14 protein-coding genes and 1 tRNA gene (1 of these 15 only partly in view) are annotated in these 15,721 nt (G+C 51.6%); 7 read left to right on the top strand and 8 right to left on the bottom strand.

Annotated elements, in window-relative coordinates; all coding sequences use genetic code 11:
• Positions 1-547 carry the 5' portion of a hypothetical protein gene (locus tag PLIM_RS07870; RefSeq protein ID WP_013109781.1) on the bottom strand. Its footprint begins 122 nt before the window's first position, so the window shows 547 of its 669 coding nt (coding positions 1-547); it begins with the start codon at positions 545-547; its stop codon lies beyond the left edge, outside the window.
• A gap of 292 nt (positions 548-839) precedes the next feature.
• Here PLIM_RS07870 and PLIM_RS07865 point away from each other — a divergent pair.
• Positions 840-914: transfer RNA gene (locus tag PLIM_RS07865), tRNA-Pro, on the top strand.
• 119 nt (positions 915-1,033) lie between these two features.
• Here PLIM_RS07865 and PLIM_RS07860 read toward each other — a convergent pair.
• The 4 genes from PLIM_RS07860 to PLIM_RS07845 are packed head-to-tail and all read right to left on the bottom strand — an operon-like array spanning position 1,034 to position 3,537.
• On the bottom strand, positions 1,034-1,849 hold the full coding sequence (locus tag PLIM_RS07860) for an SIR2 family NAD-dependent protein deacylase (RefSeq protein ID WP_041401376.1): 816 nt from the start codon (positions 1,847-1,849) through the stop codon (positions 1,034-1,036).
• 29 nt (positions 1,850-1,878) lie between these two features.
• Entirely contained in the window at positions 1,879-2,328 is a 450-nt protein-coding gene (locus tag PLIM_RS07855; RefSeq protein ID WP_013109778.1) for an AAA family ATPase, read from the bottom strand.
• A gap of 2 nt (positions 2,329-2,330) precedes the next feature.
• Positions 2,331-3,107 (bottom strand): tRNA(His) guanylyltransferase Thg1 family protein, encoded by a 777-nt coding sequence (locus PLIM_RS07850; protein ID WP_013109777.1) that lies wholly within the window; start codon positions 3,105-3,107, stop codon positions 2,331-2,333.
• Entirely contained in the window at positions 3,097-3,537 is a 441-nt protein-coding gene (locus tag PLIM_RS07845) for an AAA family ATPase (protein WP_013109776.1), read from the bottom strand. Before PLIM_RS07845 ends, PLIM_RS07850 begins: the two co-directional genes overlap by 11 nt.
• Positions 3,538-3,992: 455 nt before the next feature.
• On the opposite strand from PLIM_RS07845, the gene PLIM_RS07835 reads away from it, so the two are divergent.
• The 6 genes from PLIM_RS07835 (at position 3,993) to PLIM_RS07805 (ending at position 10,807) form a co-directional block, all read left to right on the top strand.
• A complete protein-coding gene (locus tag PLIM_RS07835) occupies positions 3,993-4,310 on the top strand; it encodes a DMT family transporter (RefSeq protein WP_013109774.1) in 318 nt (105 codons plus the stop codon).
• Between the two features lie 184 nt (positions 4,311-4,494).
• The gene (locus PLIM_RS07825; RefSeq protein WP_013109773.1) at positions 4,495-6,357 is read left to right on the top strand and encodes an SLC13 family permease; all 1,863 of its coding nucleotides are present in this window, start codon (positions 4,495-4,497) and stop codon (positions 6,355-6,357) included.
• 110 nt (positions 6,358-6,467) lie between these two features.
• Positions 6,468-8,039, top strand: a complete 1,572-nt coding sequence (locus PLIM_RS07820; protein ID WP_013109772.1) for an AbgT family transporter — start codon at positions 6,468-6,470, stop codon at positions 8,037-8,039.
• A gap of 97 nt (positions 8,040-8,136) precedes the next feature.
• Complete coding sequence (locus tag PLIM_RS07815; RefSeq protein WP_013109771.1) at positions 8,137-9,345, top strand: M20/M25/M40 family metallo-hydrolase; 1,209 nt, start codon at positions 8,137-8,139, stop codon at positions 9,343-9,345.
• Between the two features lie 213 nt (positions 9,346-9,558).
• On the top strand, positions 9,559-10,053 hold the full coding sequence (locus tag PLIM_RS07810; protein WP_013109770.1) for a DUF1269 domain-containing protein: 495 nt from the start codon (positions 9,559-9,561) through the stop codon (positions 10,051-10,053).
• 274 nt (positions 10,054-10,327) lie between these two features.
• Positions 10,328-10,807, top strand: a complete 480-nt coding sequence (locus tag PLIM_RS07805) for a hypothetical protein (protein WP_013109769.1) — start codon at positions 10,328-10,330, stop codon at positions 10,805-10,807.
• 65 nt (positions 10,808-10,872) lie between these two features.
• Here PLIM_RS07805 and PLIM_RS07800 read toward each other — a convergent pair whose 3' ends face one another.
• From PLIM_RS07800 to PLIM_RS07785, 3 genes are all read right to left on the bottom strand, one after another.
• Entirely contained in the window at positions 10,873-12,480 is a 1,608-nt protein-coding gene (locus PLIM_RS07800) for an MFS transporter (RefSeq protein ID WP_013109768.1), read from the bottom strand.
• 85 nt (positions 12,481-12,565) lie between these two features.
• Positions 12,566-13,558, bottom strand: a complete 993-nt coding sequence (glsA, locus tag PLIM_RS07795; protein WP_013109767.1) for a glutaminase A — start codon at positions 13,556-13,558, stop codon at positions 12,566-12,568.
• A 362-nt stretch (positions 13,559-13,920) separates the two neighbouring features.
• A complete protein-coding gene (locus PLIM_RS07785; RefSeq protein ID WP_013109765.1) occupies positions 13,921-15,510 on the bottom strand; it encodes an Hsp70 family protein in 1,590 nt (529 codons plus the stop codon).
• Between the last annotated feature and the right edge of the window lie 211 nt (positions 15,511-15,721).

Raw genomic sequence — 15,721 nt, 5'->3', positions numbered from 1 at the left:
GCGGAACGCCATTGCTGTAATAAGCGTTTGATGAATTCAAAGATCTGGCCATCACGGGCTGCGACTGATTTGACCAGTTGGGCTGGTACTGGGGAACCCCTCTCGAAACCTGTCCGCCAGCTCCAAAACGATCATTCTGGCCCCAGTCCACAACAGTCGAAAGTCCACCCGACGGGTTCTGCATGCCCCAACCACCGGTATAGACCTGTTTCTGATCAGCCGACAGGCGATCCCAGGCCGGATTTCCAGTCTTTCCCGGCTTTAGACCAACCACGCCTGGCTGTGCCGGAAACAGCCCTGTCCGCCCCTGTTGTTGAGCTTGTTGAGCTACACGCCGCAGAGCCTGTTCGCGCACAACTCCAGTAGCCTTCTGGTCGGTAACCGTTTTATTGGTTGAAGTTGTAGCTGTCGCCGCAGCCTGACTCTTTGATTGTGAAACACTCGGAACCGATTGCCAGTAAGGACTTTGCGCCAACACTTCAGGCGCAGCCAGCAGATATCCTGCCAACAGCAGGCAGGCGAATTCTGAAATCTTCGATGACGACATGAAAACTCCTCTGAGCATCAGGAGGCCAGCTTCTTCACCAGATTATCTGGCCCCCTGCACATCTGCTGCAGACGATTTCATCGACAGACCAGGACACCCGGCAACTCACGTTTTCTCCAAGAACTGCACAGCCCCCCTGTCCTTAAAATCGACACCACCCTTTCGATTGATGAATCCGAAAGAATCGATACGATCGTTAAGGAGTGGGAACCCGACCGATTCACTGGCCCCGAACTGAAAGCGAATCCGGTTGTCCAATTTCCCGAGCATCGGGAAAGTTCCCCCAAGAAAACGGGATATAGCTCAGCTTGGCTAGAGCGCTACGTTCGGGACGTAGAGGTCGCAGGTTCAAATCCTGTTATCCCGAGTTGCTGCGCGCATAAAGACGAGAGCGTCAGAATCCGTGAGTAGAAAGAGAACGCGTTATTTGATCTCCATGGTCTTTTCACAACATTCTCCTCTCATCTTAAACTTCTGAGAATCGCTTTATTCGCAGTTAGAACCAAACGCATCTGAGATCAATTTTGGCAGCAGATCACCCGCTTTGCCCTTCAGCCAACAGCCTTCCATTGGCTGAGGATCGATACTAATCACGGTCGCACCAGAAGCGGCAGCAGTGCCGGGAAGCAAAGCGGCTGGGTACACAGCGCCCGAAGTCCCGATTGACAGCAGCACATCGCACTCCCGGGATGCTTGACAGGCCTTTGCCCAGGCTGGCTCCGGAAGATCATCGCCAAACAAAACCAGATTCGGTCTATGCCGCCCGAACCAGTCAAATGGATAATGCTTTCGAAGATTCCACAAGAATCTGATGACTGATACCTGATGATTTGCATACATATGGACGATGTCGGCGATTCGTGCGAGATCATTCCTGTCCAATTTCTGTACGATCTCTCCCGATGTGACATCGACCACTTCCATCAGTGATCCATGGATTTCCAGCACGGATGTCGAGCCTGCCGATTGATGCAGTCCATCAATGTTCTGGGTAACGACGGTCGTGGAAACTCGTTGCTGAATACTGGCCACAGCAGCATGCCCTGCATTAGGCTCAGATTTGGCGATGGGTTCAATCACGTTGAAGATGAACTGCGCCACGGAATGCCGATCGGTAAGCGCTGTCTGCAATAGCCCTTTCCATGTAGCAAATCGTTCCGGAGGAAACCGCTGCCAAAAGCCATCATTGTCTCGAAATGTAGGAATGCCACTTTCCGAAGAGATCCCAGCTCCCGTAAAAACCACGATCCTGTGAGCTTTACGCAATGCGAGCACAGCAGTAATCCAGTGGTCAGTATCCATTATTGACTTTCTAATCGAGCGTGCCTGTTTCAAGTAGGCAGTATCAGACGATGACACTCTATCCACGTCGGCGGCTCGCATTTTTCAGCCAGCCTGCGGATCACAGGCTCAGGAACAGACTTGCTTCGAGCTTTATTTTGTCGCAATAGCGTGTCAAACGCAGGTTCTAAGTAGACGATTTCGATACAGGCGTTGTAGTCGGCAAACAAATCTAACCAGCGACTGCGGGTCTGTCGCATCGTGTTTGTGGCATTGAAGGCAAACGATGTCCCTGCTCTCAAAAACTCTCGACAGCGTTCCTGGGCTTCCTGCGCCACTCGTCCCTGATTGTTAGTCGGGTCAACGCCAAGCTCACCTCGGATGTCGTACAACCAGACGACCGGTAACTCGCTGCGGTTTCTGGAGAGCCATGTCCCCTTCGACCCGAACAGATGGGGCGTGCGGGGATATTTGGTGAAATCACCGTGGGAAGTACCCATCGTCAGGCTCCTGGTGTTTGAGGTTTGGAAACAATCAACCGCACGAATTGGCTGTAGTCGTCTTGCATCGGTAGATCGAAGTCGGTGTGAAGCCGGCGCCGACGTGCCGTGACTTTTTCCTTTGTAATCGGGTTCATGGCAGGCCGATCGTACTCTTCCCAGTAAAATCCGACGCCCCGCTTCTGCCAGTTCGGGAGATCATTGAAGTTGATGCCGCTCTGGAACAGCAACTGGTTCTTCTGACTCACGGACAGGCCAAGCAGCCGTTTCGTGGCCTGCTGTTCGTTCTGGCCATCCTTGCGAAGCGTCCAGTAGCACCAGGCACTCAAGGCATTGCGAGCGGCGTCTTCGTTGCGCCAGCGGAAGTAGTCCACGACCAGTTCTGAAGTAGGCAACTGGGAAATCCGACAGTCGAAGCACGCGGGTTGCCTCAGCTTCAGTGAGAACTGGGCACTGGCTTCACCTGCCAGTAGCGAGTTGTATTTCCGCAGCTTCCTGCCGAAGAGTTGTTCTTCCAGATCGAAGAGCAGCGAGATCTCATCGCTTTGGGTGTAAGCGTACAGCACCCGGAAGCCGCAGTTCATCAACGACTCCGTGGTGGAGACCATCAGGTCACGGAATCGCTCGTCGAAGGGAGCCTCAAACGGGCAGACATCTTTGGTCAACCGGGTGAAGCTCCGACCATCGAGACGAGCGACCATGAACATGCCGGGCAGCACGCACAGGTCGGCAGCGGTCTCGAAGACCCTCATCTTGTTGTCGAGATCATCAAATTTCATGGTTCCACTCCTCGACGACGAAACCAGCTTGTGTCAGTCGCACATATTTCAGGGTGTCGAAACCTTCTCCAAATGCGGGAAGTTCCAGCTTCCTGGCTGTGGACAGGATGCCGATATCGGGCACAGGTTCGCTGCGCTGCTGATTTCGAGCCATGCATTCATCCGTTTTGGATCGGAAGTAGTATCCAACCACAGAAAAGTTGGCCGACTTTGCAGCGTCGATGTACTTCGCTCGCTCATCCCGAGTCGGGTTCGTGTTGTCGATGACAAACGGCTGCTGTGTCTCCAGACACATGGCCATCAGTCTGCGTTCTCGATTCCGAGTCCGCAAAAGATCAAGGCTGATGCGAACGTGCGTGGCGAAGAACCGTTCCTTGTAGAAGGAAGATTTTCCCGACGCTTGCAGGCCCATGAAGATAACGGCTTGCACGACTGACTTCCCGAAGCATCAATGCACACTCGGCTACATCCAACTGAGTGGGCCTTCCCTAGCTTCTTGATACTGTGTTGGGATGCCTATAGAAAATGTGAAATTGTTCCGTTCCGCAGACACGGCTTTTCTGGAGAGGTTCGCGTTAGGGAACATCGGGAAAATATTCGATGTGGAAATCGCCGTCCCTTCCGAACTAGATCAATCGGCAACCTGTGATCTGAACGAAGTAACCCACACAACCGGCCGCCATCGTTTTCCGGATAACATCCCGGTAGCGATGTTCACCCCTCTGACTCTGTTGAACGGCAGCTACTACATCCGAAACTGAAAGCTCGAGCCCTTTCACGACAGGCAGCGCCGGGATCGTTAAGCTCGCCTTGGCGATGATTTTGTCGGTCACTTCTTGAACATCAGCGCAGACTGTCTCAACACAATCGAACAGGAGAACAAGAATGGCCTGGTTGTATTTGATCATGGCTGGCTTACTGGAAATTGGCTGGCCTGTGGGTTTGAAAATGTCACAGGCACCAGAATCTCGCTGGACGGGGCTGATCACAGCCGTGCTGCTCATGGGTTTAAGTGGCTGGATGCTGTGGCTCGCGCAGAGGCAGATTCCGATTGGGACAGCTTATGCCGTGTGGACAGGCATTGGAGCAGCGGGCACATTCGCCATCGGAATTGCCTGGTACGGCGACCCCATCTCTTTTGGCAGAGTGCTGGGAGTCATGCTGATCATTGGTGGAGTCATCATCTTGAAGATGACCCATTAATGATCAAAGAGCATTTCAAAAGTATTTTCGATCGGCTGAACTCTGGCTTCTCCGGCTTTCGATTCACAGGCGGAAAGACTACCTTTGTGTCAGCCCTCAGTTTTTGTTTCAGTCCGCAGTCTCACAGTCAGACTGTCTTCACCTTCAAGTCCACAAGTTTCGTCGCATCCTTTGAGCTCCTCCCATGACGATTGAACTCGCAATAGTTTTAGCGCTGTTGATTGCCGCCATCGTGATGTTTGCCATCGACAAACCACGGATGGATGTTGTCGCCTTACTGATGCTGACACTGCTTCCCCTCACACAAATCATTACGGTCAATGATGCCCTGCGAGGGTTTTCTGACCCTAACATTGTGCTGATTGCCGCACTGTTTGTGATTGGAGATGGCTTAGTTCGAACAGGAGTTGCTCGAAATCTGGGCGACTGGCTCAGTGCGAAAGCCGGCAGCAGCGAAACCCGCATGATGGTTCTGCTGATGCTGGTCGTTTGTGGCTTAGGATCGACGATGAGTTCCACAGCCGTGACAGCGATTTTTATTCCTGTCGTTCTGAGAATCTGCCAAAGCACGGGAACTCCACCCAGCCGGTTAATGATGCCACTGAGTTGTGCGGCCCTGATCAGTGGCATGATGACCCTGGTGGCGACCGCCCCCAATCTGGTAGTCAACAGCGAACTCATTCGCTTTGCCGAACAGCATCAGACCGACAGCACTGGCTTTCGATTTTTTAGTTTTGCTCCCTTTGGAATCCCTATACTACTGGCAGCGATTGGCTACATGCTCATCGCTAGAAAATGGCTCCCTGCAACCAACCCATTTGATTCCAAAGCCGATACCAGGCAGCCCACGCTGGCCGGTTGGGTTGAGCAATATGAACTGGCCACACGGGAACAGCGAGTCCGCATCAGTCACTCATCGCCACTGGTTGGAAAGACGATTGAGGAAGTGGGCTTAAGAAATGCCGCCAGTGCCAGTCTGGTCGCCATTGAACGCGAACGCTCCGTCCTCCAACCCACGGCCAAAACAATCCTCCATGCAGGGGATGTTCTCCTCGTCGATTTTTACGGGCCCCCGGCTGACTCAGATGCTCTGAAGACTCAATTCGCCCTCGAACCCATGCCACTCAGTGGGCTCTACTTTACCGATCGTGCTCAGGAAATCGGGATGCTCGAAGTGATCATTCCTGTGGATTCCGAACTGGTCGGACAATCACTTGTTTCCAGTGAATTTCGCAGCCGCTCGGGATTAACTGCGATTGGTTTGCGTCGCAGCAAGGCGGCTGTCACTGAAAAACTGCGTGAAGAAACCCTGAAAGCAGGCGATACCCTGCTGCTGATCGGCCCCTGGAAAGCCATCCGGCATTTGACGAAGGACAGCAATTATATTGTTCCATTGAGGTATCCTTCGGAATACCATGATCTGCTGCCAGCACCGGGTAAAGCCCCTTATGCAGTGGTGAGCCTGCTCATTGTGATTGGATTGATGGTCTCCGGCGTGGTTCCTAATGTCCTGGCGGCACTGATCGGTTGTCTTATAATGGGTTTATTCCGCTGCATCACGATAGAAACTGCCTACAAATGCATCGACTGGAAGACATTGATCCTGATTGTCGGCATGCTCCCCTTCTCGATCGCTCTGCAGGAAACGGGGGGAGTCGAATTGGCAGCTGAAAGTTTACGAACAGTCACCAGCAGTATGGGGCCGCGTGGAGTGCTGGCGATCCTGTTTATGATCACCGCCATTTTGGGAATGTTCATTTCTAACACCGCGACAGCCGTCTTGATGGCACCTGTTGCATTAGCCATGGCTGCCGATATGCAAGCCTCGCCGTATCCTTTTGCGATGATCGTGGCCTTAGCTGCTTCAACAGCATTCATGACTCCCGTTTCATCACCTGTGAATACACTGGTGGTCACTCCCGGTAATTATTCATTCAGCGATTTTGTCAAAGTCGGTATCCCTCTAAGTATGATCGTCCTCGTCATCAGCGTCGCCATGGTTCCCTGGTTGCTGCCAATTTATCCGGCAGCTTCAGTCACGCCTTAGCAGCCGACAGAAGTTGACTGCTTTTTAGACATTGCGAATTTCGTTTACCGTTCATACCTATCGACTTGGTGTGTCATACGAATCTAGAACAACCGATACGGAACGTCGTCATGCAGCCATCAGGTGAAGTCGGCTCGAATCCACAAACAACACCTGAAAGCACCAAGAAAACCTCTTTACTCCAGCGAATGCTCGATATCGTTGAAGCCGTAGGAAACCGGGTCCCTCATCCCGCCGTGATTTTTCTGTTGCTGATTGCTGTGGTCGTGGTCGTTTCGCACATCATGGAAATGGCAAACGCTTCGGTCAGTTTTCAGGTTATTAATGAAAAGACCGATCAACTTGAAACAGAAACCTCGGTGGCCCGAAGTCTGCTTTCCAGTGACGGCATACGCTTTATCTACACCCAGTTGATTCCCAACTTCATGGGTTTTTCCGCTGTGGGACTCATGATCGTGGCCATGGTGGGTGCCGGGGTTGCTGAGGAATCGGGCTTGATACAGGCTCTGATTCGCAAACTCGTCATTCTTTCCCCCAAAGCCATTCTGGCCTACATCCTGGTCTTTGTCGGGATTCTTTCCAGTGTGGGTGCTGATGCTGGATATCTAGTTCTCATTCCCTTAGCTGGTACTGCTTTTCTCAGTATTGGCCGACATCCACTCGCTGGCCTGGCTGCGGGTTTTGCGGCAGTCGCGGGGGCGTTTACTGTCAATATGCTGATCAAGCCCCTCGATGCCGTCCTGACGGAGTTCACGAATGATGCCATTCATCTCGTGGATCCTTCACGGTCGATTGGATTGACAGCGAATCTGTGGTTCTCACTGGCTTCCGTCCCCCTGCTGACAGTCATCATTACATTAGTCACAGAACGAATTATTGAACCACGGCTGGGTGCTTATACGGGCGAAAAGCCCATAGAAAAGAGTGGCTCATTAACTCCGCAAGAGTCTACAGGGCTCCTCTACTCGTTATGGGCCATGCTGGGTGTCCTGATTTTTTTTGGACTGCTCACCATTCCGGCAGAAGCCCCGCTGCGAGACCCTGCCAGCGGTGCCATCATTGGCAACTCTCCGTTTATGAACGGCTTGATTGCCGTCATTATGGTCATGTTTCTTGCCACAGGCATTGCCTACGGCATCGGTGCCGGCACGATTGCTAAAACCAATGATGTTATCAATGCCGTCGGCAAATCAATCAGTAGTCTGGGCGGAACAATCTTTCTGCTGCTGATTATCAGCCAGTTTGTGGCCTACTTTAACTATTCCAATATGGGCACCATCCTCGCGGTGAATCTTTCGAACATGCTCAAGGATGCCAATGTCGGCCCATTCTGGTTACTGATGGGATTGATCGTCGTTGTCGGGCTGCTTGATTTTCTGATCACGGGAGCCATTGCCAAATGGGCGATTTTTGCACCGATCTTTGTTCCTGTCCTCGTCAAATTGAATGTCGATCCCGAAGCAGCTCTCGCTGCTTATCGAATCGCCGATTCGCCGATTAACATGATTACGCCCTTGAATGTTTACTTCGCCATGGTCGTAGGCTTTGCTCAAAAGTACGACAAGAATGCCGGCGTAGGGACGATTGTCTCCTTGATGCTGCCATATGTGATGTTCATCTTCGCGGGCTGGATACTTCTGTTTATTGCCTGGTATTTACTGGGAATCCCATGGGGTATTTAACTTTCCATCAGTTCAAGCCCTCTTTCGACGACATTATTTTCACTTATTGATAAACCATACTTTCATAGTCACATCATCAATCATTAAAGGATTATTCATGGCAAGTTTATCAGCCTACATTGAGCGATCATCGACAATTGACCTGCTCATGCGATTACTGGAAGTCCCTGGCCTGAGTGGTCAGGAAACAGCGATTTCTCAAGCCGTCCAGGCAGAACTGATTGCGGCTGGAGTACCCGCCACGAGCATGTTCAACGACGATGCTCACAGCCGAATTGATCTGCCTTGTGAAATTGGCAATCTGTTTGTCCATCTTCCAGGCACAAAGCCCGGCCCGCGAATCATGTTTTCCACGCACCTGGATACCGTTCCCATTTGCCAGGGTGCGAAACCAATTCTTAAAGAGGGCCAGATTTGTACTGATGGATCAACAGGTCTCGGAGGCGACAACCGAACTGGCTGCGCGGTTCTGATCTCGACTGTAGCCGCTCTATTAAAGCATCGGCTTCCTCACCCGCCGATCACTCTGCTGTTTACGATCCGTGAAGAAAGCGGCATTCAAGGTGCCCGCTACCTCGATACAAAAGCGGTGTCCGATGTCCAGATGTGTTTCAATTTTGATGGAAAAGTACCGGCTGAATTGGTCACTGGAGCCGTCGGCCAGGAAACCTTCTATGTCGAGATCACTGGCCTGGCTTCACACGCTGGAGTTGCACCGGAACAGGGCATTTCGGCCACATTGATTGCTTCGAAAGCCATTGCCGATGTGCATGCTCAAGGATGGTTTGGGAAAATCCAGAAGTCTGACGGCTATGGAACCAGTAACATTGGGATTTTTGGTGGCAAAAAAGGGCTGGCCGCCGGTGATGCCACGAATGTCGTTACGGACTATGTCTATTTAAAAGGCGAAGCGCGGAGTCATGACGCGGAATTCAATTCCCGGATCACTGCGGCTTATCAGGCGGCGTTTGAAAAGGCAGTGAATGAAGTTTCGACGATCGATGGTCAGAGAGCGACACTCAAGTTTACAATCCACAAAGCGTATCCTCCGTTTCATCTGGAAGATCACAGCCCGGTCGTTGTGCGTGCCATCGAAGCTGCCAAATCGATTGGTATGTCGCCGATCACAAAGTCCTCGAATGGTGGTCTGGATGCCAACTGGCTGGTGAAACATGGCGTGCCCACGGTCACCATGGGTGCCGGTCAGCATGAGATTCACACCATCAAGGAGTTTATCAATCTTGACGAATTCATGGATGGGTGTCTGCTTGCGTTGGCCATTGCCACGCAGTGCAGTCAAGAATGACAACACGTTGACGAAATCGATTGACGAGTTCGCTTCCCCTGAAAGGTGAACGATTCTTAATCCATCATGCTCACGCGGCTTGTCTTTTCAAAATCTTCTCTCCACACTGCTGAGAAGCGGCTTAACGCCACGCCGGGATGAGTAATGATCAATGGCATGAATTCGCCTTTGGCGAATTGACCGAGTAACTGACTGAAAACCTGGAGAACATCAATGGCATCATTAGTAGTAATTGGCTACGACGACGAACTGAAAGCTGAAGAAGTGCGTTTAGCCCTTCTGAAAATGCAGAAGGAATATCTGGTTGATCTGGCCGATGCAGTGGTGGCAGTCCGTGACGATCAAGGTAAGGTCAAGCTGCGTCAGATGTATGATCTGACCGCAGCCGGTGCCATCAGTGGTGGATTCTGGGGAACTCTGGTCGGGATGATTTTCCTCAATCCTTTATTCGGTCTGGCAGTCGGTGCTGGTGCTGGTGCGTTGTCGGGATCTTTGACCGATGTGGGTATTAACGATGGCTTCATGAAGCAACTGGCTGAAACTCTCAAGCCAGGAAGTGCAGCCCTCTTCGTACTGATTCGGCACATGACGGCTGATAAAGTACTGGCTGAAGTCGAAAAGTTTGGTGGCACTCTGCTGCAAACCAGCCTGTCGCATGAAAGCGAAGAGAAACTCCGGGCAGGTCTGGCTGCTGCATCAGGCCAATAACCTGCAAATCTTAAACAAGACGTAGTCTTCGAGGAGAGACCGTATAACCAGAGCTTCCCTCGTCCTGCGATCTCGAAACTGAGTCTGACATCTTCATGCCACGTCGCCGAGCGTCTACCTCTGCGACGTGGCTCTTTTTATTCGCCCTGGTTTCTCATAATCATCTCGACAGACACCGCGATATGATCAAGAGAAAACTGATCCTGTAATGATAAGCGTGAACAGGATCATCATCGACAACCCTTCTTAATTCGAAAATCAAGGGAAGGTTGACATGGATTCCAGCACTTTACGAGATTATGCGACAGTCATGGCGGCGCTGACCGCACTGCTCGTATTCATCCTCAATTCTGTTGTCATGGTGCGGAACAGGCGAATTTCCAATCTGGCACGTTTTATTGAATCACATGACCGCCTGTTTTCTCGCGATAGCTATCTGGCAACGAATGTTCTGGCTCTCGAACGCGGAGAACTGGTAAGAGATTTCTCTGACCAGGCCATGGAACGAAGATTCCATCTCATGCTTTTGGAAATTGAGCACATGGCTTTGCTGGCAAATCACCGTGCGGTTCCCAGACACACACAGGTCTATATGTTTGGATCCTACTCACGCCGACTCAGAGTTCTCTTTACAGAGAAAGAACGCCAGAGCATGTTCTGGGAACTCGCCATCAGGTTTCTTGATCAATTGGCAGAAGATACCGATCGATATGAAAAACTGACTCGTGAGCAGCGAGAACGATTTTGGCACTGATTGTTTTTTCGAGAACACATTCTGAACAGTGAAACTCAAGTCTCAGCACAATTGATATCACATAGCTAAGATTTTGCCTGATATCCCGGCAACCAGGCACAAGGAAAGATCGCCAATAAAGCCAGGCCCGAGAGGATAAGAAAACCGGTTTTAATCGCTCGCGTGCGAGCCGAAGCATTGATCACGAGGGCCTCTTTCATTTCTTCAGGAGTTGCCTGAAGGGTTGATAAGCGGTTTTGAAGCTGGACATCACTAAAGAAGTTCATATTGCCGAGATTGATCTGATCCTTTAATTCGGCCGAGATCACGGCATTATCGGTTTTCTCGATTTGAATGACCGACGTGAGCAACCCGACGAGCATGGCACCAGCCACTGCCGTCCCGACGGCAGCAGCCAGATTCTGTGTCACCCCTCGCAATGACCCGACATCGGCCGCCATGGACTTCGGGGCTGATGTCACCAGCACATTAAACAATAACGTGACCAATGCCCCCTGCCCGAGGCCAATAGTGATCAGTCCCAGAACCACAGGAAAAGCACTCCAGTCGTTCTGCACAACAAACGCCAGCCAGCCAGTCCCCAACGAAACGATCGTAAAGGCAACCTGTGCAATCACCCTCGGACTGAATTTCTGATAGAGCCGGACGATGAGAATGGCTGTAAAGAAGACCGTCAGCATGAAGGGCATCATGGCCATAGACGTCATCAGACTGCTGCTTCCCTGGACAACTTGTATGTATAGTGGGACTGTAAAGTTAATAGCGCCTTCCATACCCACAATGACAAACAGGGCAAAGATGGCTGCCCATTCACGGGGCGATCCCATCACTTCCAAAGCGAGGAGAGGTGTACGGCCAAGGCTTCCGCGACGGGATGTCCAGGCCAGAAACCCCAGACCAATCGTGATACCAACCGTAATCATCACGAGAGCTGGCGAGACTCCCAGAATATCAAAAGGAGCTGCAGAACTTGCCAGTAGCAATCCCCATGTGCGAATGTTATTCACACCAAAGCTGATCATGATGATCGCTGTGGCTGATAATAGCACACCAAAGATATCAATCTTCACTTCAGGCCGCGGAGTGGAAGGTTTCAGTTTTCGACTGAGAAAGAGGATTGCACATGCATGCAGGATCAGAATTCCAAATCCCAGCCTCCAGTTGATCGTCGCGACAAACCCGACGGTCACAAACGCCAGAACACCAGCGATCGCCCGGGCTGAGCCCAACCAGCCTACTGCTTCAGCCTGCTGTGCCCCCCGGTAATGATCAGCAATCAGCACGACCAGCGTTGGTACCAGTGCGGCACCTGCCATGCCTGCCATCGCCTGAGCAGCCAGCATGATTTCAGCCGTCGGACTGGAAACCATCACGATCATAGCCACCAGGAATAGAGTGACAGACGCCTGAAAGAAAATCTTCGATCCAAACCGCTGTCCCAACCGAGCACCAAGCATAATGAAGCCGGAAACACCCAAAGAATAGAGCACAATGGCTGTTCCCACTGTGGTCGGTGGTGTCTGAAAACTGGCGATCATCCCTCCCATCGAAACAGGGATGGCTGCCACGTTAAAAGACATTAGTGCCTGCCCCATGGCTATGACAATCATCGGCACCCAGGAATCTCTGACGGTCACCTCAGATACTTCCCCTGCTGCTGATTGTCCTGACATGGCGCTGTTCCTTTGAGAGACATTGATCTCGGAGTTGCAGTGGCGAACGTATTAATAGTACGCATTAAAACCCAATACGATCGGGTCAGACAGGTTTCGAGAGAAAGAGATCCATCCCCAGTTTTTGAGATAAGAACTTCGAAGCCAATTGGCCTCTGACACTGTTTCCCGCTGAATCCAGCCGTGGAGAGAAGGTACCTAATCCACCCTTCCCGGGAGAAACAGTCACAATCCCACCGCCAATCCCACTTTTTCCGGGAAGGCCAATGCTATATAGCCAGTCCCCTGAAGTCTCATAGAGACCTGCTGTCGCCATGACAGCCAGAGCATAATGGCAGACGGAAGGATCGACGACGCGTTCTTTAGTCACAGGATTCACACCACCATCAGCCAAAGTCGCTCCCATGATCGCCAAATCGGTCGCAGTGACATTCAGTGAGCATTGCCTGGTATAGAGATCCGTGGCTTCGGCAGGATCCATATAGATTCGGCCAAAACTTTCCAGCAATCGGGCAATGCCTTGATTTCGATGATTCGTTGCAGAGGCCGAAGCATAAACCTCTTCATTTAATGACAAATCTCTGCCGGCAAAGCGACAGAGTCCTGTGTAGATAAAATCCCACTTCTTATCCAAGTTATCGCCTGGCACCAGGCTTGTTGTCGCAATGGCTCCCGAATTCACCATCGGATTGGTACGACCAGAATTCCCCTGCTCGATTGCACCTAAAGAATTAAATGCCTGGCCTGTGGCGTTGACTCCAATTTTCTCCTGCATCGATTCGGCACCGAGGATTTCGCAAACCAGCGCAAAGACAAACGGCTTGGATACACTCATGATCGTGAAACCGTAGCCGCAATCTCCGACACTGCAGACTTCTCCCTGAGTGCTGACGACAGAGATCCCAAACAAATCGCTCGGCACGCGGGCCAAGGCTGGGTAAACCTGTGAGTTTTCTCCCGAGGTTTCGAGGCCGTAGCGGGAATGAGCCTGCTTCACCCATGATTGAACCGACTCCATCGGTGGTAACTGACCGGTCGAGACGAAGGGTGAAGGATCTGCCAGGTGATCACTGGACATGTGTTTTCCCAGTTGAAAATAGAAAAAGGGGAACCTTCTTGGGAGCAGCAGGAGGTATGGCCACAGGCTCAAGTCAGAGCCAAAGAAACCAAACTTGACAGGTGAAACATGAAATGGACGCTGATGCAAATGGCAACATAGATGCGAAGTCTAATCAATTGGTTTGAGAGAATGTGAAACAATTCTCGACGATGCTTCACAAGCTTTTCAAAATCGCTGTTCCGCATGTGGGCGCGGCTGGTGACAACATGCCTGCTCGCTTGATGGCAAGTTGTCAACGCTCGCGGCGGAGGCATCACCAGCACAAATGGGTTGTGGCGATTAGGCAGCAGCACCATGCTCACTTTCTCGTGAGACCACCCTTAGTCGACATGAAAGCTGTTCACCAACGACTGCATCTGGTCAACAGTCCCTGCTTCACTGTTGGAACTCCAGTGGATTTCGCAGGTTGCCTGGCGACCGCCAGTAAGTTCTTTGGCAACCACTGTAATGCGACGGTTTTCATCGTAACGGTAAGTCAATTCCACTGGTGAACCTACAGGGAGACTCTCTGGCAGACCGGTGATGCGAAAATCGCCAATAAAGGTACAGCCATCAATCTCCTTCGTCTCTCCTTCCAGCAGCCGCACCAGAATTCCTGCAGGATTCGGCGTGTTCGTCACGAACCGCTGCTTGAACTCACACGGCAGGGCTGTGTTTCGAGGGATCATGATGTGATTGAGCTTGCGGTTACGATCTCCGGGAGGAGTGATCTCAATCCCGAGTGAATGGGAATTCACATCGACCGCTTCCACTGATTTTAATCGCGAGACGACGGTCCCTGTTTGCCCAAGCACTTGACCCGTTTCGCGGGCCTGTAGAATGCCTGCATGAATAGCGGCTCCCTGGGCGACTGCTAACTGGGGATCCAGCACACGCACCGGGACACGACCGCACAGCTTTTCGAGCATGGCACTGACGCCGGTCATATAAGTCGAGCCACCGATCAACAAGACTTCATCAAGTTCCTGTGGGGCGACGCCGACTCCATCAAGCACGAATTCTGTGGTGTCTCGCGTTCGCTGCAAAAGATCGGCGGTGAGTCTTTCAAATTCTGCACGTGTGATCACGGGTTTAAGAGTTTTTTCTTTGAATGAGAATTCGAGAGCGGCCTGTGGCAACTCCGAAAGTGCCCGTTTCACTTCATCACATTCATCCGTCAACGCGAGGCGAGCCCGAGCATCATCACGGGGATCGAGCCGATAGTTGAGCCGAAATTGTTCGGCAATATGGTTAACGAGGCGCCGGGTCCAATCGAGACCACCGAGAAATGTATCTCCATCCGTTGCCAGAACTCGAAACTGCATGGCCGAGTAACGCACAACAGTGACGTCGAATGTTCCCCCACCCAGATCGTAGACAAGGATTGTTTTTTCTTTCTCAGGCACCCCTGACTGAAGCTTACCGAGATCCCCTTTTTGCCAGGCATAGGCGAGGGTGGCAGCCGTTGGTTCATTGAGCAGATCAATCACGTTGAGGCCAGCAATTTGACCGGCATTCATCGTGGCTCGGCGGCAGGGATCATTGAAATAATACGGGACCGTAATCACTGCATTTGTGACCGGGCCACCGAGTCTGGCCTCTGCATCCTGCTTTAATTTCATCAGAATGAGGGCCGAAAAGAACTCGGCATTCAGCGGATTCCCGTCGATGATTTTGGAATAGTCGGGATTCCCCATCTGACGCTTGATCCCCACAATGACCCGATCCGGGTTCACGGTGCGGATCCAGTCACCATGCGGGCCGATAACGACTTCGCCGTTGTCATTGATCACCACGACCGAAGGTGTGATCATTTGACCATCGGAATTCGGGATAACGACTGGCTGACCGTCAGCAGCCAAAGTCGCGATTCCAGAGGAAGATGTTCCGAGGTCAATCCCTACGGTCAATCCGTCGACAAATTGTGTCATGATGGTTGTACGTTTATCTGAGGACCCGGATTCGATCTGGCACTGCAATCTGGTTCTCAACCAGACAGAATTCTTTGTCAGAGCTTACAGAGTTCGATGTCCAGCCGAATCGATTCTGCGGGTTCGGCCGCCATGTTTCATCGATTCTTCACACTCTTTGCTGATCAAACCTGAACAATCCAAATTGGCAGGTCAGAATATCCAGAGCACC

The sequence above is a fragment of the Planctopirus limnophila DSM 3776 genome, assembly GCF_000092105.1.
Lineage (GTDB): Bacteria > Planctomycetota > Planctomycetia > Planctomycetales > Planctomycetaceae > Planctopirus > Planctopirus limnophila.
Note: the sequence above shows the minus strand (reverse complement) of the source record. Positions and strands in the feature narration are given on the sequence as shown.

What these genes read in the sequence shown, in the direction of transcription:
- PLIM_RS07810 (WP_013109770.1), top strand. Translation starts at nt 9,559, where the DNA reads ATGGCATCATTAGTAGTAATTGGCTACGACGACGAACTGAAAGCTGAA.
- PLIM_RS07805 (WP_013109769.1), top strand. Translation starts at nt 10,328, where the DNA reads ATGGATTCCAGCACTTTACGAGATTATGCGACAGTCATGGCGGCGCTG.
- PLIM_RS07860 (WP_041401376.1), bottom strand. Translation starts at nt 1,849, where the DNA reads ATGGATACTGACCACTGGATTACTGCTGTGCTCGCATTGCGTAAAGCT.
- PLIM_RS07815 (WP_013109771.1), top strand. Translation starts at nt 8,137, where the DNA reads ATGGCAAGTTTATCAGCCTACATTGAGCGATCATCGACAATTGACCTG.
- PLIM_RS07800 (WP_013109768.1), bottom strand. Translation starts at nt 12,480, where the DNA reads ATGTCAGGACAATCAGCAGCAGGGGAAGTATCTGAGGTGACCGTCAGA.
- PLIM_RS07820 (WP_013109772.1), top strand. Translation starts at nt 6,468, where the DNA reads ATGCAGCCATCAGGTGAAGTCGGCTCGAATCCACAAACAACACCTGAA.
- glsA (WP_013109767.1), bottom strand. Translation starts at nt 13,558, where the DNA reads ATGTCCAGTGATCACCTGGCAGATCCTTCACCCTTCGTCTCGACCGGT.
- PLIM_RS07785 (WP_013109765.1), bottom strand. Translation starts at nt 15,510, where the DNA reads ATGACACAATTTGTCGACGGATTGACCGTAGGGATTGACCTCGGAACA.
- PLIM_RS07850 (WP_013109777.1), bottom strand. Translation starts at nt 3,107, where the DNA reads ATGAAATTTGATGATCTCGACAACAAGATGAGGGTCTTCGAGACCGCT.
- PLIM_RS07835 (WP_013109774.1), top strand. Translation starts at nt 3,993, where the DNA reads ATGGCCTGGTTGTATTTGATCATGGCTGGCTTACTGGAAATTGGCTGG.
- PLIM_RS07825 (WP_013109773.1), top strand. Translation starts at nt 4,495, where the DNA reads ATGACGATTGAACTCGCAATAGTTTTAGCGCTGTTGATTGCCGCCATC.
- PLIM_RS07855 (WP_013109778.1), bottom strand. Translation starts at nt 2,328, where the DNA reads ATGGGTACTTCCCACGGTGATTTCACCAAATATCCCCGCACGCCCCAT.